Origin of the sequence: Streptomyces sp. NBC_00457, from assembly GCF_036014015.1 — a bacterium.
Taxonomy (GTDB): domain Bacteria; phylum Actinomycetota; class Actinomycetes; order Streptomycetales; family Streptomycetaceae; genus Streptomyces.
The window spans coordinates 476363-494900 of record NZ_CP107905.1 but is presented as its reverse complement, the minus strand read 5'-3'; the positions used below and the strand labels follow the sequence as shown (position 1 = coordinate 494900).

Sequence of the window (18538 nt, the reverse complement as noted above, 5' to 3'; positions counted from 1 at the left end):
CGTGGTCGCCGAGAGTCTTGCCCGGTCCCGCAACGGCTGTTCGCCCGAGGCGAGTTCTTCTCTCAGGTGGTGAGGATGTCCAGCGACGCGGCGTGCACGCCGGGCGCGGCGGCGAGGTAGCTCTTGGTGGCCAGCTCCCATGGTTTGCCGTCGATGTCGGTCACGAGACCACCGGCCTCCTGGACCAGGAGCACGCCTGCCGCGTGGGAGCGGACGTTGTCGAACTGCCAGTGCAGGTCCATCCGGCCGGCGGCGACCTGGGCGAGCTGGCCGGTGACCGGTACGGAGACCTGCACGCACAGGGCGGAGTTCAGCATCGCGGTGAAGGCGGCGCTCATCCGCTCGGCGAGGTCGGGGTCGTGGCCCGGCTTGGCCTGACCGGTTCCAACCAGTGCGCCGTCCAGCGACGTTTTGGCCGAAACGTGAAGCCGTACACCGTTGAGGAACGCCCCACCGCCCTCGGTCGCGGTGAACATCTCGTCGAGGACCGGGGAGTAGACCACGGCCAGGACCGGGCGGTTGTCACGGACGAGGCTCACGCCGATGTTCCAGTCGGGCATGCCGTGTACGGCGTTGACGTTGCCGCCGACCGGGTCGATGAGCCACCACTCGCCCGCGGCCATCGGTCCCGATCCGTGTTCGTCATTGAGCCAGCCCGCGCTCGGCAGCGCCTCGGTCAAGGCGGGACGCAACGTGTCGACGACGGCCGCGTCATTGGCCTGGAGGTTCGCGAGCAGTTCGGGGAGGCCGGACTGGCGGGACTCGGTGGAATAGCGCGTCATCATCCGGGCGCCGGCGTGGCGGACGGCGGCGACGGTCGCGGCAAGCAGGTTCTGGTTCACGGGGGCACCCCTGGAGTTGAAGTGGAGTTGATGGAAGTGGATCTATATCTGGCTAGGATTTACTTCTATGCAATTGGACTTGAATCTGCTGACCGTGCTGGACGCCCTGCTCGAGGAGGGCAGCGTGATGGGGGCTGCCCGGCGGCTGCACCTGTCCTCGCCCGCGGTCAGCCGCACCCTCGGCCGGCTGCGTGCCGTCACCGGGGACGACATCCTGGTGCGCACCGGCCACTCCATGGCCCCCACCCCGTACGCGCTGTCGGTGCGAGAAGACGTGCACCGGCTGGTCCGGCAGGCGCACGAAGTGCTCTCGCCGATCCGTGAGCTGAACCTGGCCGAACTGGAGCGCACCTTCACGATCCAGTGTCACGACGCGGTGGCCGCGTCACTGGTACCGGTACTGGTCGGCAGGATCCAGCAGCAGGCTTCCGGGGTGCAGTTGCGGGTGCTGGCGGAGAACCGCGTCGACACCGACGACCTGCGACACGGCCGCGTCGACCTGGAACTCGGTGGCGGCAGGCCCACTCAGCCCGAGTTCCGGTCCGAGCCGCTCGGCGACGACCGGCTCGTCGTGGCGATGCGCGCCGACCACCCTTGCTCCGCCGCACTGGACCTGGCCTCCTACGCGGCGCAACCGCACGTGGTGATCTCCCGGCGTGGCCGCCTGACCGCGCCGATCGACGACGCGCTGGCCGCCGAGGGCTTGCGGCGCCGGGTAGTCGCGGCGGTGGCCTCGGTGTCCACCGCCCTGCAGATCGCCGCCCGCAGTGACGCGCTGGTCACCTGCACGGAGATCCTCGGCCGCCCGCTCATCGAGGCGTTCGGCCTGGTCGCCAGGCCGCTGCCGATCGAATCCCCGGCGGCGACCATCAACTGCAACTGGCACCAGCGCTACGACTCCGATCCCGCCCACGCCTGGCTCCGCGAGCAGGTCCGGGCGGCGATCGAGGAGATCACCGCCTGCTGACTACTCCGCCAACGGCAGGGCCACGACACCGGGAAAACCAGGCGCCTCGGCTTCGTCGAGCATCGCCGCGGCGACGGTTTCCCGGCTGACTCGCGCACCGAGGTCGAAGGGAGGCGCGGCCTCCAGGCCGACCGTGCGCCGACGAGGGCTTTCCGGCCCGTCGGCAAGCATGCCGGCATGGAAGACGGTGCCCCCGGCCGCGAGAACGGTGTTGTCGGCTTCGACCTTGTCCGCCAGCCGGTCGCCCAGCACCGTGGCGAGCACACCCGCGCCTTCCCCCGCCACTTCGGCCGACTTGCCCGTGCCGTAGGCACCGAGCCAGATGACACGCCGTGGGCCGGCGGCGACCACGGCCCGGGCGCCTGTCAGGAGAACTCCGGCCCGGTCCGTGCCGAGCGCGGAAAGGACCACGGAATCCTCGTCCACGGCGCTGGCGATACTGGCCGCGTCGTGCACATCACCCACCACTTTGCGCAGGTGCGGGGAGTCGGGCAGAGCGATCCGCTGGGGATCACGCGCGATGGCGGTCACGGTGTGACCACGTCGCAGCGCCTGTCGGGTGAGGGCGATTCCGGTCCGGCCGGAGGCCGCGAGGACGGTGAGGTTCATGCCGAGAACGCTAGAGACCCCGTAACTTAACATCAAGTGCAAGTATCTGACTTGATAAGTTACCCAGACGCAATTAATGCGCTGCCGCAAGGTGAGAGCGACCGCGCCGGCTACTCCCACGGGCACCGGCGCCACGGCGTGAACGTGCAGGTTGTCGCCGACGCCCTGGCCAGCAGCTGGGGCGTTGGTGGAGGGCTTGATGCTCTGCGCGTCGATTGCCATCGCGGTCGGTTCGGGTCGGCGGCCTTCCTCCTCGCGGACGCGGCGCCGTAGCAGGGTGTTGAGGTGCTCGAAGATGCCGGCCTTCGCCCAGCGGCCGAAGTAGTGGTAGACGGTGTTCCAGTGCGGGTGGTAGCGCCACGGGATGCCGGTGCGGGCCACGTAGAGCACGGCATCGAGGATCCAACGCCCAGCGGGCGTCGGACAGATCGCTGGGGTAGCGGCGGCGTTCGCTCATGTCTCCGGGGTAGCCCAGCCCCGCACTTCGCGACGAAACAGGAGCAGCGGGAGCGCAGCAGCCAGGTCTTCATCCGTCTGTCATGCAGGCAACGCGAGCCGCATCCAACTCCCCAGACACTCACCAGAATTGGTCGCATTCTCCAATGTAAGGCGCCAAAACGCCCTCTTGAGGAACGTCAGTGAGCGGGGCGGGGCAGTACGGCAAGGGCTGTGCAGGCGATGTCGGTCAGCGTCTGCTCGCTCGCTCCGGCCTTGCCCAGCGCTTCGATGCCGCGCAGTACGGCGAGTACCAGCGCGGCCAGCTTTCTGGGGTCCGTGTCCGCGGCGATGTCGCCGTTGCGCTGGCAGGCTGCGATGTCGCTCTCCAGTAGTGCCTGCAGCGCCTCGATGGCCTCGTGCGCCCGCTTGGCCACCGTCTCGTCGTGTTCGGCGAGTTCGGCGGCGCCCTTGGCGAGCAGACATCCGCGGTGGGCGGTGTCTGCGGCGGTCGCCGCGGCCACCGCGTACGCGTGGGCGGACAGCCGCGCGTAGGCGTCCGCGTCGTTGCCGCTCAGTTGCCGGCTCACCGCATCGACGACGGAGCCGCAGTAATCGTCGAACACGCGGTGGAACAGTTCCTGCTTCCCCCCGAACGCGCCGTACAGGCTGCCTTTGCCGAGCCCTGTTGCCGCGGCGATGTCTTCCATGCGCGTGGCGGCGTATCCGCCCGACCAGAACAGCTCTCGGGCGGTGTCCAGTACCTGCTGCTCGTCGAACTTCCTGGGTCGCGCCATGGGATCAGCGTACCTATTCTTGACTGGTTCGTCCATAACGGTTTAGCGTTATGGACGAACCAGTCAAGAATTGAGGAGTGGGCGCGTGATGACGGAAGTACTCGCAGGCAAGGTGGCGGTGGTCACCGGAGCCAACAGCGGGATCGGGCTTGCCATCGCCAGGCGGTTCGCCGCGGAGGGGGCACGGGTGTTCCTGGCCGGTCGCCGTCAGGAGCCGCTCGACGCGGCCGTCGCCGAGATCGGGCCGGCGGCCACCGGTGTGAGGACCGACGTTTCGGTACCGGCGGACCTCGATGACCTCTACTCGGTCGTGCGCGAGGAGGCGGGCCGCATCGACGTGCTGGTCGCCAACGCCGGCAGCGCTGTACCTCAGCGTCTCGGTGAGATCACAGAGGAAGCCATCGACGCCACCTTCGGCACGAACGTGAAGGGCACGATCTTCACCGTGCAGAAGGCGCTGCCCCTGCTGTCGGACGGCGCCTCGATCGTCGTGACAGGGTCGACCAGCACCCTCCGCCCCGGACCGAGCCTGGAGATCTACGGCGCATCGAAGGCGGCGGTGCGCAACCTGGTGCGCAGCTGGGCGCTCAGTGCGCAGGAACGGAAGTTCCGGGTGAATGTGCTGAGCCCCGGTCCGACCGAGACCCCGGGCCTGGTAGGCGCCGTAGGCCCGGACCACCAGCTCGCCTCCGAGGTGCCGCTCGGCAGGATCGGCCGCCCGGATGAGATCGCCGCCGTGGCGACGTTCCTGGCCTCGGACGCCTCCAGCTTCGTCAACGGCGTCGACTGGTTCGTCGACGGAGGCCAGGCGCAGGTCTGACCGTGCCCCTTCAACCAGCGCGAGAGCGCACCACACACGCCACGTCCAAGAGGAAAGTGAACGCCGCCATCGATATCCAGAAGCGCCGCGAAGAGATTGCCATCAACTACTTCCGTATGGTGGACGCCGGCAATCCTGAGGTCATCGACCTCTTCACTGAAGACGCCCGTATGTTCTACCCGAAGTTCGGCATCGCGAAGGGGAAAGCGCAGATCGGAGCGTTCGCTCAGGGTCTCGGCCGGGGAGTCGCGTCGCTCGAGCACGACATCGGGGGCCTTACCGTGTTGTCGTCCGGGGACTACGTGATCGTCGAGGGCGCGGAAAGGGGGACGACAACGTCAGGCGTCGACTTCCCTGATGGTGTTTCCTCCTTCGGGCTGTTCTGCAATGTGTTCGAGTTCGAGGGCGAACTCATCAAGAGGATCCACATCTACGTGGACCCGGACTTCGCCAACACGCACGCCGAAGGCGTGGCTTGGGGCAAGTCGGTGCAGGACAGCATCGCCAGCCTGTAGTCATCAGCTACTCGGCTCAGCACCGCCGGCACGGCGTGAACGTGCAGGTCGTCGCCCACCCGGCAGACCGTGAACCGGGCGCCGGCCCGGGCCCAGACGACGTCACCCGGGCCGCGTCGCAGTGGGCGGAAGGGTCAGTCGATGGCTGTGTCCGCTGCGACGGCAGTTCTGCGGCGGCGGAGGTGGCGTATGCCTTCGATGGCACCGGTCACCACGAATGCCAGTCCGATGCCGACGGCGATGGCCAGCAGCGTGTTCTCCTGGAACAGGACGCCACCGAAGTAGCCGGTGAGTGCGGTGTAGGCGCTCCACGTGGCGGTGGCGAACGCGACGAACAGGACGTATTTTCCCAACGGGTAGCCGACGAGCCCCGTGGACAAGGTGGCCAGGTAGCGCCCCACCGGGATGAACCGTGTGGTCACCAGGATGAAGCCGCCGCGAGCGTCGAGTTCGCGGGCGAACCAGTCGTGTGCCGTCCGGCGTTTGGAGCCGGGTGGCAGGCGCTTGAGTATGCGTTCACCCAACAGTCGTCCGACGGTGTAGGGAACGAGATCGCCGAGAAGGGCGCCGAGCGTCGTGGCGGCGATGACGAGCACGATGTCCGTCTGCCCGGTGGCGGCGTAGACGCCTGCGACGATCACGACGGGTTCGCTCGGGATCAGCGGGAGGAAGGAGTCGAGGAAGGAGACCGCGATGAGCACCGCGTACAACCACGGTGACGTGATGACTGATTCCGCCAGCGCGAGCCAGTCGATCATAAGCTCCAGGCCTTCGTTGTCAGGTGCGGACGGATTGTCACGGGGCATCTCTCCCGGGTTGGTCGGCGATCACGGTGTTCGGCTATGAGGGGTGGACGGATCGGGTCAGAGGTCGACGGTGAGGTCGGACGACAGGGCCCGTGAGACGCAGCAGTACATGTGACCGGGCGGGGCGCCGATGTCGTCGCGGTGCTCCGGCTCTCCGTCGACGAGGGCGATCTCGCAACTGCCGCAGACGCCTTCACGGCATCCGGACGGTATGCGGAATCCCGCGTGGTTCAACGCGTCCAACATGGAGTCCTCCGCGCTGACCTGGACCGTCCGTCCCGACTGGGCGCAGCGCACATCGAAGGGCTTGTTGGGCGCGAACTCCTTGGCCACCGGCCGGAAATGCTCGATGTGCAGCCGCTGTGCGGGGAACGCCGCCTCGGCCGCGTCGAGCATCGACGTGGGGCCGCAGCAGTACACCAGCGCCCGAGGGCTCAGCGCTGCCGCCTCCGAGGTGAAGTCGGGCCTGCCGTGCTGCTCGGTGGCGTGGATGCGCACCCGGCTGCCGTGCCCGGCCCGCAGTTCGTCGGCGAACGGCATGGTGGCCAGGGACCTGCCCACGTACACCAACGTCGCCGAGGCGCCCGCTTCGACCGCCGCCGTCAGCATGGGCACGATGGGGGTGATGCCGATCCCGCCGGCGAGGAACAGGTACTCCGGCGCGGGCAGCAGGGGAAAGTTGTTGCGTGGTACCGAGACGTCGAGTGTGTGGCCCTCGTTGAGGAACAGGTGGATGTACTCGGAGCCGCCCCGGCTGAGCCGGTCGTGACGGACGGCGACACGGTAGGTGTCGCGGTCGGCCGGGTTCCCGCACAGCGAGTACTGCCGGGTCAGCCAGTTGGGCAGTGTCAGATCGATGTGCGCGCCCGGTTCCCAGGGGGCCAGTGGGCCGTCGGCGCCGCGCAGGAGGAGCGAGACCGCGCCCTCGGCGACCGGCTCCGCTTTCTCGAGGATTGTTCGTTGCATGGCCGTATCGCCTTCAGTACAGGTGCCGGTAGTCGTCTTCGAGCATCTCTTCCAGCACCGTCGGATCCGCGTCGGCGAGCCCCATCTGGTCGACGGCGATCTCACCCATCGACGGCAGTTCCTCGGCCAGGGCCTGGCTCGCTGGATCCCACAGCCGGGAGCGGATCAGGGCGCGGCCGCAGTGGAAGAAGACCTCCGTCAATTCCACGACGATCGCCAGCTCGGCCTCTTTTCCCTCGGTGCGCATCCGGGCGAGCACGTCCGGTTCGTCGGTGGGATAGGCACGACCGTTGACTCGCAGCACTTCCCGCACTCCGGGGATGACGAACATCAGCCCGATCCCGTCGTTCTCGGCGAGATTGCGAAAAGAGTCGGCGAGGTTGTTGCCCGGCCGGTCGGGAATGGCGAGCGTGCGCTCATCGAGAACTTTGACGAATCCCGGATAGTCACCGCGCGGTGAACTGTCGGGGAGTCCTGTCGCGTCAGACGTGGCCATCGCCAGGAAAGGGGAGTGGGCGATGAAACGGCGGCAGTGCCGGTCGAGGCGGTCGTGTATTTTCCGCTTGATCAGGTCCTCGGGCTCGCCGATCCGGGCGCGTACCTCCGCGAAGGAAATCCGGCGCGGACGGGCCTCGGAGAGTGTGTCACCGCTGGTCACATGATGGTCATGAGTGATCATTCAGGTTGCTTTCTACTCGCTTCCACAAGGCCCGCGACAGGCCCAGCCGGCGTCCCGTGCCGGTCACCGGATGGCGTCGTACGGCAGCACGGCGTGCACCCCCCGCGTGCCGTTGGCCACTTGGGTGATCCGCAGGTCGACGGTTGCGCCTGCCAGGGCCAGCGCGGCCGTTCTGTCCAGATCGAACAGCGAGCGCAGCCAGACCAGCATGGCGTCCAGCGCATCTCCCGTCGCCACGTTCAGGTCCTCGTCGAAACCGAAGGTGACCTGCCCTTCAGGTGTCTCGGCGTGGATACCGGGAACCGGGGCCCGCTCCCGGAGGTTCAGGGTCACTTCCGTCGTCATGGGGCACTCGATCGCCGTGCCCGCGACCTCGCCGTTCCCCTGCGCCGCGTGGCCGTCCCCCAGGTGGAGCATCGCGCCGGGCACGGTCACCGGCAGGTACAGCGTCGAACTCGCCACCAGTTCACGGCAGTCGATGTTTCCCCCGCTCGCCGCTCGCGGCGGGATGGTGGAATGCGGGCCCGGCTCCACCGGAGGGACACCGACCACGCCCAGGAAAGGCGCGATGTCCACGGTCCGGCCGCGGTCGTTGGTGGCCGTCTCGTCGCCGATGTCCCACAACAGCCATGACGCGGGTCCGTCGGCGACGCCGAGTCGGCGCGTCAGCGGGTTGTCCTTCACCCCGGCGAGTGTCCACCCCCAGGTGCCGGCTCTGATGGACTCGAAGCGCACCTCGAGGACCATGCCCGGCTCCGCGCCCCGAACCGCGATCGGCCCGGTGAGACAGTGGTTGGTCCGGTCCTCGAACATCCTCGGCCTCGGGTCACCGGGTGTGCGCATCGGCTCCAGGTACCCTGCGGCGTCCAGCGAGCCGACCACCACCGAGTCGCCGGCGTCCACGGTGAGAACCGGTGGGGTGTCCCGGCTGAAGACGTTCACTACGGTGTCCCGTGTCGCCGGCAGTTCGTGTCGAACCATTCGAAGCCTCCCTTCGCGTCGTCGATCGATCCAGGTCGTGTACCGCACGGGCAGGTGCGCGCGCGGAGTCAGCGGAGCCCGGACCGTGGGGCAGGTTCCAGCCGGACCGTGGAAGCCGTCCCGCCCGACAGCGCGGAAAGGGTGTCGACGACGGTCGCGCACCGGGAATGCCCGTGGACGGTGGCCAGGACGCGTTTCCGGTCGGCGTCGTCCTCGAAGCGCCGGATCCAGACGAAGGCGTCCTCGTCATCGGCCACCGTGAACGCTCCCACCACGTGCATCCCCATGTCCTGGTGCAGCGGGATGACGGTCTCGTCCATGTAGCGGGCCATTTCCGCGCCGCGGCCGGCGCGGGCGCGTTCCGTGCGTATCTCGTAGAACATGGGTTCCTCTCCGTTGTGTCCTTCGCGGCTGCCGTCAGGAGGGAGGTCCGGTGCGGGCGGCGGCGAGCTCGTAGACGTCGGGGGAGCCCTCCCACGGGGCGGTGCGCACCACGGCCCAGTGGTGTATCAGCCAGCGTTCGCCGGATCTGCGGAGCCTGAGCCGCCAGAGGCCACGCATCGTGCAGTGGTGGGTGACACCGGGGTCCGCGGGGACGTGGTGGTAGGCGACCATGTGCGCGCGGCACTCGGCCTCGTCACCCGACAGCCGTATGACGAGGCCGGTGGCCGCGTGGTGGGTGCAGTCGAAGCCCTCCAGGGTCCTGCGGGCGAGTTCGACCAGCTCGGCGGCCGGCAGCGTGGTCGGCGGTCTGCCGTAGTAGTGGGTGGAGAGGTCCAGCCGCACCTCGTTGGCGAACAGCTGCCGCAGAGCGGTCCAGTCCCGGTCGTCCTGTGCGTGGGCGAGACCGGCGACGACATCGGCGACGGCCGCCCGGTCCACCAGCTCCTGGAGTGCGCTCATGTCCGCGCCTTTGTGGGCGTGGCGTCTTCGGGCTCCGGCTGTTCGATGAGCGGCAGGATCAGGCGGCTCAGGTGGGCCGGCCCGTGGTGGACCCGGTTGACCGCGACGGCCAGGTCGTCCTCGCCGTCGGCCGCGATCGTCCCGCCCGTGTTGGTGTTGCGGTCGTAGCGGGGGAAGTTGCTGCTGGAGACTTCGAGCCGGATGCGGTGTCCGGGCAGGAACACGTTCGCGGTGACGCCCAGGTCGACCGTCATCTCGTAGACCTCTCCCGGCTCCAGGAGCTCCGGGTCGGTGAGCGACTTGCGGTAGCGGGCACGCTGGACGCCCTCGCACAGCAGGATCGCCTGCCGTCGGGGTGCACGTCGACGAGCTTGCCGGTGAAGTCGGTGTCCGGTGCCGAGGAGGAGACGTGCAGGACCAGCGTGACGTGGCCGGTGACCTCGACGGGATGTTCGAGGACGGGAGCGGTGAAGCACAGCACGTCGTCGCGTGTTTCGACGGCCGCCTGGTCGGCCGGTCCGGGGTGGGCATCGGAGGCGACGGCGAGCACGGTGCCGCCCAGACTCGGGACGGGGCGGCCCGGGTCGTAGAGGAACGTGTCCGTCGCCTCCACCGGCACGGCGTCGCGCGTCAGGACGCCGTCGCCGTCGGCGGTGTTGGCACGGCCGTCCCCGGCGAGGAAGAAGTCGGTGTGACGGGTGCCGGGCAGCGGCCAGTCCACCTCGTCACGCCACCGGTCGACGCCCATGACGAAGATCCGGACCCGGTGGGTGTCGTCGGGGGTGTCCGTGTGGTCACGGACCCAGCGGTCGAAGAACCGCAGGTGCGCACCGGTGACGTCGGCGGCCTTGATGCTGCTGTGGAGTCCGAACGACCGGTCGGGGAAGGTGCCGAGGTCGGTGCCGTCGGCGTGGCTCCACGGGCCGATGATCAGCCGTTGGCCTTCGCGGGCGGCCGTGCTGCCGCCTTGGCTGCGCATCGTCGTGTAGGACCGTACGGTCTCCCCGACGAAGACGTCGTACCAGCCGCCCACGTGGAGCGCGGGGACGGTGATGTCGCCACAGCGGTCGATTGAGGCGACCTCCTGCCAGAACGCGTCCCGCTCCGGGTGGTTGAGCACCTGACCGGCCCAGGGCAGATGGCGGGTGACCGCTCCCCGGTCGGCGACCGGCAGCGGGTCGTGCAGCCGCCGGGTGTCGGCCAGACCGGACAGAAGTGCCTGGGCGTCGCCCGGCTCGCCGTGCTTGCCGAAGTGCCCGTCGGCGGGGCCCCGGCCCAGGTTGCGCAGGGCCGAGAGCGTGCCCCAGGTCAGGACGGCGTCCTGCGACAGCGCACCGCCCGGGGAGCGCCACGGTGCCGCGTACGGGTCGGCGGAGGTCATCAGGGGCGCGATGGCACGCAGCGCCGGTACGTCGTGCACGGCCGCCTGCCACTGTGTGAACCCCATGTAGGACCCGCCCCACATGCCGACCGCGCCGTCGCACCACGACTGTTCGGCCAGCCATTCGAGCGTGTCGACACTGTCGAGGCCCTCGAACGCGTGGGGGACGAACACTCCCGGCGATCGAGAGGTCCCGCGGACGTCCTGTGCCACCACCGCGTAGCCGGCTCCCACGAAGGCGAAGACGTCCGGCAGCTTCGGGTTGCCGTACGTTCCGGCGGCGTCCTTGCCGTAGGGGGTGCGGACCAGCAGCGCGGGGAACGGCCCCGGCCCCTCGGGCCGCCACACGTTGGTGGCGAGCGCGATGCCGTCCCGCATCGGCACCGGTACGTCCACTTCGACGGCGAAGCTCATACGTCCACCTCGTTCTTCCTGGGCGACTGCTGCTGATCGGTGATCATCCAGTGGCTGAACGCGACGTAGTGCCGTGCGAACTCCTCGGGCGTGGGCGCGTGTTCCACCGCCGCGGACAGCCGCGCGACATGGGCGTACCGCGGGATCCGGTCGGCCTGGAAGGCGGTCAGCGCCGCGGGCACGTCATCGGTGCGGGCGAGCAGGCGGCCGAGCAGGGCAGCGTCCTCGATGCCCAGCGTCGCGCCTGCGGTGATGTGCGGAGACATCGCGTGGGCCGCGTCCCCGGCCAGGGCGACCCGCGCGGAAGCCCAGCGGGAGAGCGGCGGCACGAGCATGACCTGGTTGTGCAGGACGAGTTCCTCGGGCGTCGCGGCGATCAGCCCGGCCAGAACCCCGTCCCGCCCTCCCTCCTCCAGATGGACGACTCGATCCATGGCCTGCTGCTTCGGACTGCCCGTCGGCGGCGGCGAGTTGAATTGGTTCACCAGCCAGTAGACGCCCCCGTCGTAGGTACGTATGTAGCCGCCCCGGCAGCCGTGGGTGCCCAGGATCAGCCGGTCCTCGGGCACCGTCATCCCCGTGGCCGGGATGACCGCGCGCCAGGCGTGGTGGCCGGTGTGTTCCTGCGCCGGAGTGCCCGGCACCAACTGCGCGCGCACCGCCGAGTACGCCCCGTCCGCCCCGACGAGCACGTCGGCGTCCTCGGTGTTGCCGTCGGACAGGTGGACCGTGACACGGTCCGCGTGCTCCTCGTACGCGGTGAACCCGGTGGCCAGCCGGATGTTGTCCAGCCCCACGGCGTCGGCGAGCAGGTCGTTCAGCTTGGCCCGGTGCACCAGCAGGTACTGATGGTCCTCGGGGCTGTATCCCGGGGTGACGAGCGGCCGCCCGGCGGGATCGTGGAAGTACATCTCGGTGGGTGCGCCGATGGAGCGCACCTCTTCGCCGACGGCGAGATCGTCGAAGACCGCCAGCGCGTTCGCCCAGAGCCCCAGCGAGGCCCCGGCGGCGCGGATCTCCGGCGCGCGCTCACAGATCACCACCTCGATCCCCGCATGGCGCAGCGCGAGCCCGGTGGTCAGGCCCACGATCCCGGCACCGATCACGACCGCGCGCATGACAGCCCGTCCTTGGCCGCGCCGGCACCGCGACCACCGGCGTCCTGGTGCCTGCTGTCGCGAGGTGGGCAGCTGCGGATGTCCACTGCGACCTCCTTCATGTCGTCGAGTGAGTTCGACGTTAGGAAGCGCAGCCGATTCACACCAGTGCAACCTTGGTAAGGAGTCCTTTCGCCAGTGATAATCCGGGGATGGACCATGTCGATCTGAACCTCATCGAGGCGTTGGACGCGCTGCTCGCCGAGAACAGCGTGACGAAGGCCGCGGCACGCCTGCACACCTCGCCACCGGCGATGAGCCGCGCCCTGGCCCGATTGCGCCGCGCCTTCGACGACCCGCTCCTCGTGCGTGCCGGACGCGACCTCGTGCCCACACCCCGGGCCCTGGAACTGCGTGGCGAGGTACACGCGGTCGCCACCCGGGCGCGTGCGCTGTTCGCGCCGTCGAACTCCGCCGATCCCCGAACCGCGGTGCGCACGTTCGACCTTCAGGTCAACGACATGCTGTCCACGACCTTCATCCCGTCCCTCCTCGACGATCTACGGGTCCAGGCGCCCGGTATCTCACTGCGGTTGCGGCCGGAAAGCCTCGAGGACACCCCGGCCCTGCGCGAAGGACTGGTGGATCTGGAGATCGGGATCGTGCGTCCCGGTGATCCGGAGATCCGTTCGGAAACACTTCTCACGGAGACACTGATCGGCGTTGTGCGGCCGGGCCATCCACTCAGGAGGACGAAAACCGTCACACCGCGGCGGCTCGCCGCCACCGACCACGTCGTCGTGTCGCGACGCGGCCGAGCTCACGGCCCGATCGACGAGCAGCTCGCCGAACTGGGCCTGAGCCGACGCGTGGTGGCTGTGGTCCCCAGCGTCGCGACCGCGCTGTTCCTGGCCCGCGAAACCGACGTCGTCAGTGTTGCCCCGGCCGGACTCGGACGGCCGATGCTGAACACACTCGGGCTGCACACGTTCCCGATCCCCCTGGCGCTGCCGTCCCTGACCATCGGCATGGCGTGGCACCCACGTAACCACCACGACCGCACGCATCAATTGCTACGCGAACGTATCCGCCACATCATGACCACCACGGCCGTCGACGACGGAGCCGCGTGAGCAGTCCGGCTTCCATCCTCCGGCCTCCATGAGCCGGGCTTCGAGGTACTCGTCGGGGCGCTCCGTGTCGCCGCCGACGGCTCGGGCGTAGCGCTGTGTGCGTCTGGACCAGTCGAGGTTGCCGCGCATCCATGTCCGCATACCGGTGAGGCAGGGGGCGAGTTGGCCGACGCGGTGGGGATGTGCGGTGAGCAGTCGGGCCTCCGCGCGCAGGAATCGGTCCGTCTCCTCCTGGATGGCAGCGTGGACGTGGTCCAGCGCGGCCGACCGGTCCCATCCGCGGTGGTGCTGGACGAGGAAGACGAGGTTGTGCACCTCACCCCGCGAGCGCTCCTTGGCCAGCGAGTAGACGTCGTTGGTCCAGCACACGACGTTGCACGCGGCGTCGAGGGCGGAGGTGAACTCGGCGCCGGTGTAGAGGGTGTCGGGCACCGAGACGTCCACCGCGATCTCTATGAGGTCCATGCAGACGTAGATCGCTCCCGTGTGCCGGCGGTTGACGACGTACGCCTCCTCCGACGGGACGGTGCCGTGGACTCGATGCCCCACCTCCCAGACGGCCGCCGTTCTCAGACATGTCTCGAGGTGCCCGGCGAACCGACGGTGCCACCCGGGATGTCCGAGTGGCGCCGTGCGCTCCCACAGATCGGCCAGTGCGGAGACAGTGGTGGGAGTGTCCGGGCTCGGTGGGTCGGAGGGGCGGTGCCCGCTCAGTACGGCGCACAGCTGGTCCACGATCCGCAGTGCCCGTGCCGGGTCGCGTCCGACCCCTCCGTCGTCGAGCTGGTCGTCGACCAGGAACAGCCAGGCGAACCAGTCGGCCATGAGGTCCAGGCGAGAGGCGTCGGCGGTCGGATACACCGCTGCCGCGAACCACCCGAAGTCCGCTCGCTGGAAGCGTCTCCAGGCCGATTCCCGGTGGACGAGACCCGTGCGCCGTACCCAGTCGGCCACATGACGGCGCGTCCGCTCCGCATGCGGATTGAGCCGGTGCGGGAACGCGCTGAGGATGTCCTGCTGAGAGGTGTCCATGAACGTACGGCCTTCTCGTGTCAGCGGTGCTCGAGTCGCAGCCGCATTCCGCCTCGGGGACGCAGCGTGATCAGGGCCTCCGGATGGACATCGGGGGCGTCCGCGGGCAGGACCAGACGGTGTGTACGCGCGACGGTGGCGAGCACCAGGGTGAGTTCGGTCAGGGCGAAGTGCCTGCCGATGCAGACGCGTTGCCCGCTGCCGAACGGGATGTAGGCGTGCCGGGGGCGGCGGGCGGTCTCTTCCGCGCCGAACCGCTCGGGGCGGAAGGTTTCCGGCTCGTCCCAGAAGTCCGGATGCCGGTGCAGGACATAGCTGTTGATGAGCATGTTGCTGCCGGCCGGAATGCGGTACCCGGCGATCTCGTCGTCCTGACTCGCGTGGCGCATGAACTGATAGGCGGGGGAATAGATGCGCAGCGTCTCGTCGACGACCATGCGCGTGTAGGCCAGTTCGGGAAGGTCCTCGAACCGTGGGATCCGGCCGCCGAGCACCCGGTCGACCTCTTCGTGCAGCCGCTTCTCGGCGTCGGGATGGCGCGCGAGGAGATGGAACGCCCAGCACAAGGCGTTGGTGGTGGTCTCGTAGGCGCCCACACAGAGGTTGAGGACCTCGTGGTGGAGCCGTTCGAGGCCCATGCCGCTGCCGTCTTCCTCGTCGACGGAGTGCAGCAGGAGGGTCAGCAGATCGGGTTCCTGGTCCGCGTCCCTGTCCGTGTCCGCGTTCGCGCGGAGCCGCCCCTGGACGAATCCGGAGACGAAGGAGTCCATGGCGTCGATCGCGCGCCGGAGCCTGCGGTGGCCGGGGGTGGGCACGCTCAACGGCGGGAAGGGACGGCGGAAGAACGCCGCGAGGACGCTGTTGGCCACCCCGAAGGCCCGCTCGAAATCCTGGGCCGTCGCGCTCACATCCGCACTGAACAGAGACCTGTTGACGATGGCGAGCGCGAGCCGGCCGAACTCGTCCATGGCGTCGATCACCCGCCCGTCGCGAGGGTAGCGCTCCCAGCGGTCCAGCATCTTCACGGTCTCGGTCGTCATGTTCCGGGCGAACGAGCCGACCGCGCCCGGGGTGAAATGCGGCGCCATCATGCGACGTTGCCGACGCCACTGCGCTGTGTCCGCGTTGGCGATCAGTCCCGTGCGCAGCACCGGACGGACGGCTTTGAAGAGAAAGGCGTTCTTGTCGTACTGGGCGCTCTTGTCGACGAGGATGCGACGGATGTGATCCGGGTGATTGACCATCACCATGGGGACGCCGAGCGTGCGGAAGCGGAAGATGTCGCCGTACCGCTCGCGGCCACGCGACAGAAAGGCCAGCGGGTCACGTCGGAAGGTCGGTGACCCGCGGAGACGGTCGGTGAACCTGACGGACGGCAGAGCCCTTGGAGACATGAACACCATCCCTGAACTGGGTAAATGAATGTTCATTAACATCCAATAACCTGGGGCACGCGAGGCCGGACCGTCAAGGAGTGCGCCCCGAGTCGACCGAATACCCGAGCGATCCGGCCGTAAGTCGCCGGTCGGCTTCCAGGCCCAGCAGGCGTTGTGCGTTGCCGAGCAGCCAGTCATGGGTGACGGCCTCGCCCAGGCCGAGTTCGGCCACCTCCCGGATAAGGGTGCGCACGGGCACGGAGTGGACCCAGGTCGCGGTCCCGAACATGACCTTGCGGCGCAGGGTGCTGCGGCCGTACAGCAGGAAGGGCTCCCAGCCCGAGCCCGGACGCGACATCCAGCTCGCGCGATGGGTGGAGAACTCCACGAAGACATGGGGGTGCCGTTGGGCGACCGAGATCATCTCGTGCAGCCACGGCCAGCCGCCGTGGCCCGCGACGATCCTCAGCTCCGGGTGGCGGCCCGCGAGCGTGTCGATGACCCTCGGGTGCGAGAGCTCGTTCGGGCGTCGGGTGCACAGGTGGTGCCCGGTGTGGATCCACACCGGCAGCCTCAGCCGCTCGGCTGCCGCGAAGACGGCGGCGTAGCGCGGCGCCTGCGGTTCGACGCCGTCCCGGAAGGCGATGACGGTGACACCGCGCATACCCAGCGCGTGGCAGCGCTCCAGTTCCGCCAGCGCGGCGTGCGGATCGCTGAGGTTCAGGCCCGCCCAGGCCTCCACCCGCCCAGGGGCACGCGCCGCGAAGGCAGCCACACGGGTGTTGACGCTGTCGCCGTCGGGCAGCCGGGCGCTGGACCCCATCAGCACCTGATAGGCGACGCCCTGCTCGTCCATGGCGCGCAGATGGGCCGCCACGTCGGTGTCGTCGGGCTGGTTCGCCACGAGGACCTCGACGGCCGCGTCCAGGTCGCCGGCGTCCAGCAGTCGGCGGTAGTGGGCGAAGTCCGCGCCGAAGACGGTGGTCATATGGCGGCCGAAGGCCCGCAGATAGGCCGGTGCCTGGCCGCCCAGGTCGCGGAAGTAGGCCGCCCACGACTCGCGGTCGTACACCAGGGCGCACATGTCGATCGCGCTGATCCCGTCCGTGCCGTCCGTCCCGTTCTCGTCGAGGACCCTCAAGATCTGCTCCCGTCCCGGGCGCGGTGAGCACGCGCCCGTCTCGGTCCGTGAGCCTCCCGGTGAGGAGGCTCCGCCTGGTAGTACCCGGCGTACCTTTCTGCTGCGGTGTGATCGCCATACGGCCGGTTGAGCCCGTAAAGTGAGCAGGTGAACGGCCATTCACCGGCTCCCCGCGACGCCGACGGCCGGCCGCCACCGAGGGACGGGAAGCACTCCATGGCCATGTCGACCGAGGGAGCGTTCGCCCCGCCGCCCAGGGGGAGCACGCGGAGGCAGATCGAGTCGGTCGCCGCCGAGTTGTTCTACCGGCGGGGTTACGGCAACACGAGCGTCCGGGAGATCCTGGCGGCCCTCGGTATGACGCCCGCGGCCATGTACAACCACTTCAGGTCCAAGGAGGAGCTCCTCCACTCGATCGCCTCGCGGACCTGTGCCGAACTGGAGCGCCAGCTCGCGGAGGCCTTCGAGCGGGGCGGCGGGGATCCCGTGCGCGAGCTGTGGGAGGCGGCCAGGACGCTGACCGTCTTCCACACGACGTACCGCCTGGAAGCGGTGGTCAGCCGGTCGGAGACGCATCACCTGCCGCCGTCGCTGTCCACGGAGATCCGCGACAGCGAGCGCCGCATACGGCGGGAGTTTGAGCGGATGCTGGAGCAGGGGCGGACACGGGGGGCGTTCCGGGCCGCGCTGCCCGGTGGGCGGGACGCGGACATTCCCGTCACCGCGAAGGCGTTGCTGGACATGTGCATCCACGCCGGGCTCTGGTTCCGTCCGGAGGGCAGGCTCAGCGCCGAGGAGATCGCCGAGCAGTACGGCGTCCTGGTGTTGCGGGCGGCGGGGGTCGGCCATGACGAGATTCAGTCGCTGTCCGCGAGCGGGCCCAAGTAGGCCTCCTGCAGCGCCGGTCCCTCACGCAACCGGGCGGCCGGTCCCTCGGCCACGATCCGGCCCGTCCGCATGACGTAGGCCCGGTCGGCCAGGCCGAGGACACGCTCGACCGCCTGGTCGACGAGGAGCACCGTCAGGCCTGTCGTACGCAGTTTCGCGACCGTCGCCAGGACCCGCTCGGCGGCGAGCGGTGCCAGGCCCAGCGACGGCTCGTCGATCAGCAGCATCCGCGGCTTGGCCACCAACGCCTGGGCGATGGCGAGGAGTTGCTGTTCCCCGCCGCTGAGCACCTCGGCCCGCGCCCGCAGCTTGTGTTCCAGGACGGGGAAGAGGCTGAACGTCCACTCCAGACGCTCGCGTTCCTCGGGTGCGGTCACCTTCCGCTTCCACAGGCCCAGTTCGAGGTTCTCGCGCACGGTGAGCCCGTGGAACACGCGCCGCCCCTCCGGCACCTGGACGAGTCCGCGCAGGCTGATCGCCTCGGGCCGGTCGCGGGTGATGTCGGTGCCGGCGAACTCGACCGTGCCCGCGGTCGGGCGCAGCAGTCCCGAGATCGTGCGGAGCAAGGTCGATTTTCCGGCTCCGTTCGCGCCGATCAGAGCGCAGATCTCGCCTTCGCGCACGGCGAGCGTGACGTCGTGGACGACGGGGACGGGGCCGTAGCCGGAGTGCACGCCACTCAGTCGAAGCAGCGGCGGTTCGGGCGTCGTCGACGTGCGGTTTCCCTCCGGTGCGTCCTGCTCGGTGGACATGGCG

Annotated in this window: 19 protein-coding genes and 2 pseudogenes; 5 read left to right on the top strand and 16 right to left on the bottom strand. The window is 69.2% G+C overall.

The genetic code is table 11. The features are described from left to right. Window positions 1–62: 62 nt before the first annotated feature. Entirely contained in the window at window positions 63–842 is a 780-nt protein-coding gene (locus OG828_RS02360; protein WP_328499938.1) for an inositol monophosphatase family protein, read from the bottom strand. Window positions 843–909: 67 nt separating this feature from the next. On the opposite strand from OG828_RS02360, the gene OG828_RS02355 reads away from it, so the two are divergent. After that, window positions 910–1809, top strand: coding sequence for a LysR family transcriptional regulator (locus tag OG828_RS02355; RefSeq protein WP_328499937.1), 900 nt, complete (start codon window positions 910–912; stop codon window positions 1807–1809). Here OG828_RS02355 and OG828_RS02350 read toward each other — a convergent pair whose 3' ends face one another. The 3 genes and pseudogenes from OG828_RS02350 to OG828_RS02340 all read right to left on the bottom strand — a co-directional run bounded on the left by OG828_RS02350 (window position 1810) and on the right by OG828_RS02340 (window position 3650). Continuing rightward, entirely contained in the window at window positions 1810–2538 is a 729-nt protein-coding gene (locus OG828_RS02350; RefSeq protein WP_443062488.1) for an NAD(P)-dependent oxidoreductase, read from the bottom strand. It lies immediately after the preceding gene. A gap of 39 nt (window positions 2539–2577) precedes the next feature. Further along, a pseudogene (locus OG828_RS02345) lies at window positions 2578–2875 on the bottom strand (transposase); the annotation flags it as partial. Window positions 2876–3053: 178 nt separating this feature from the next. Beyond that, the gene (locus OG828_RS02340; RefSeq protein ID WP_328499936.1) at window positions 3054–3650 is read right to left on the bottom strand and encodes a TetR/AcrR family transcriptional regulator; all 597 of its coding nucleotides are present in this window, start codon (window positions 3648–3650) and stop codon (window positions 3054–3056) included. Between the two features lie 88 nt (window positions 3651–3738). Here OG828_RS02340 and OG828_RS02335 point away from each other — a divergent pair, with 88 nt between their 5' ends. Beyond that, the gene (locus OG828_RS02335; RefSeq protein ID WP_328349583.1) at window positions 3739–4470 is read left to right on the top strand and encodes an SDR family NAD(P)-dependent oxidoreductase; all 732 of its coding nucleotides are present in this window, start codon (window positions 3739–3741) and stop codon (window positions 4468–4470) included. Between the two features lie 56 nt (window positions 4471–4526). Then, on the top strand, window positions 4527–4985 hold the full coding sequence (locus tag OG828_RS02330) for a nuclear transport factor 2 family protein (RefSeq protein ID WP_328499935.1): 459 nt from the start codon (window positions 4527–4529) through the stop codon (window positions 4983–4985). A gap of 134 nt (window positions 4986–5119) precedes the next feature. On the opposite strand, the gene OG828_RS02325 is transcribed toward OG828_RS02330, so the two are convergent. The 8 genes and pseudogenes from OG828_RS02325 to OG828_RS02290 all read right to left on the bottom strand — a co-directional run bounded on the left by OG828_RS02325 (window position 5120) and on the right by OG828_RS02290 (window position 12233). Continuing rightward, window positions 5120–5743 (bottom strand): DedA family protein, encoded by a 624-nt coding sequence (locus OG828_RS02325; RefSeq protein ID WP_328499934.1) that lies wholly within the window; start codon window positions 5741–5743, stop codon window positions 5120–5122. 105 nt (window positions 5744–5848) lie between these two features. Further along, a complete protein-coding gene (locus OG828_RS02320) occupies window positions 5849–6757 on the bottom strand; it encodes a PDR/VanB family oxidoreductase (RefSeq protein WP_328499933.1) in 909 nt (302 codons plus the stop codon). Between the two features lie 13 nt (window positions 6758–6770). Continuing rightward, on the bottom strand, window positions 6771–7436 hold the full coding sequence (locus OG828_RS02315) for an MSMEG_1061 family FMN-dependent PPOX-type flavoprotein (protein WP_328499932.1): 666 nt from the start codon (window positions 7434–7436) through the stop codon (window positions 6771–6773). A gap of 63 nt (window positions 7437–7499) precedes the next feature. Continuing rightward, complete coding sequence (locus OG828_RS02310) at window positions 7500–8417, bottom strand: acetamidase/formamidase family protein (RefSeq protein ID WP_328499931.1); 918 nt, start codon at window positions 8415–8417, stop codon at window positions 7500–7502. 68 nt (window positions 8418–8485) lie between these two features. Next, the gene (locus tag OG828_RS02305; protein WP_328499930.1) at window positions 8486–8800 is read right to left on the bottom strand and encodes an NIPSNAP family containing protein; all 315 of its coding nucleotides are present in this window, start codon (window positions 8798–8800) and stop codon (window positions 8486–8488) included. Between the two features lie 34 nt (window positions 8801–8834). Then, on the bottom strand, window positions 8835–9320 hold the full coding sequence (locus tag OG828_RS02300; RefSeq protein WP_328349570.1) for a nuclear transport factor 2 family protein: 486 nt from the start codon (window positions 9318–9320) through the stop codon (window positions 8835–8837). Continuing rightward, window positions 9317–11079: pseudogene (locus tag OG828_RS02295) on the bottom strand (CocE/NonD family hydrolase). Before OG828_RS02295 ends, OG828_RS02300 begins: the two are co-directional and overlap by 4 nt. Before the next feature lie 32 nt (window positions 11080–11111). After that, window positions 11112–12233 carry an FAD-dependent oxidoreductase gene (locus tag OG828_RS02290; RefSeq protein ID WP_328499929.1) on the bottom strand — a complete coding sequence of 374 codons (1122 nt, stop codon included), beginning with the start codon at window positions 12231–12233 and terminating at the stop codon, window positions 11112–11114. A 191-nt stretch (window positions 12234–12424) separates the two neighbouring features. Here OG828_RS02290 and OG828_RS02285 point away from each other — a divergent pair, with 191 nt between their 5' ends. Next, window positions 12425–13345, top strand: coding sequence for a LysR family transcriptional regulator (locus OG828_RS02285; protein ID WP_328504781.1), 921 nt, complete (start codon window positions 12425–12427; stop codon window positions 13343–13345). On the opposite strand, the gene OG828_RS02280 is transcribed toward OG828_RS02285, so the two are convergent. The 3 genes from OG828_RS02280 to OG828_RS02270 all read right to left on the bottom strand — a co-directional run bounded on the left by OG828_RS02280 (window position 13286) and on the right by OG828_RS02270 (window position 16894). After that, entirely contained in the window at window positions 13286–14377 is a 1092-nt protein-coding gene (locus OG828_RS02280) for a terpene synthase family protein (RefSeq protein ID WP_328499928.1), read from the bottom strand. The genes OG828_RS02285 and OG828_RS02280 overlap by 60 nt on opposite strands. Before the next feature lie 20 nt (window positions 14378–14397). Further along, on the bottom strand, window positions 14398–15771 hold the full coding sequence (locus tag OG828_RS02275; protein WP_328499927.1) for a cytochrome P450: 1374 nt from the start codon (window positions 15769–15771) through the stop codon (window positions 14398–14400). A 73-nt stretch (window positions 15772–15844) separates the two neighbouring features. Then, entirely contained in the window at window positions 15845–16894 is a 1050-nt protein-coding gene (locus OG828_RS02270; RefSeq protein WP_328499926.1) for an amidohydrolase family protein, read from the bottom strand. Between the two features lie 216 nt (window positions 16895–17110). On the opposite strand from OG828_RS02270, the gene OG828_RS02265 reads away from it, so the two are divergent. After that, window positions 17111–17782, top strand: a complete 672-nt coding sequence (locus OG828_RS02265; protein WP_328499925.1) for a TetR/AcrR family transcriptional regulator — start codon at window positions 17111–17113, stop codon at window positions 17780–17782. Here the strand turns inward: OG828_RS02265 and OG828_RS02260 are convergent. Beyond that, window positions 17752–18534: an ABC transporter ATP-binding protein gene (locus OG828_RS02260; RefSeq protein WP_328499924.1), complete on the bottom strand. Its 783-nt coding sequence runs from the start codon at window positions 18532–18534 to the stop codon at window positions 17752–17754. The two genes, OG828_RS02265 and OG828_RS02260, sit on opposite strands and share 31 nt — an antisense overlap. Window positions 18535–18538 lie beyond the last annotated feature (4 nt).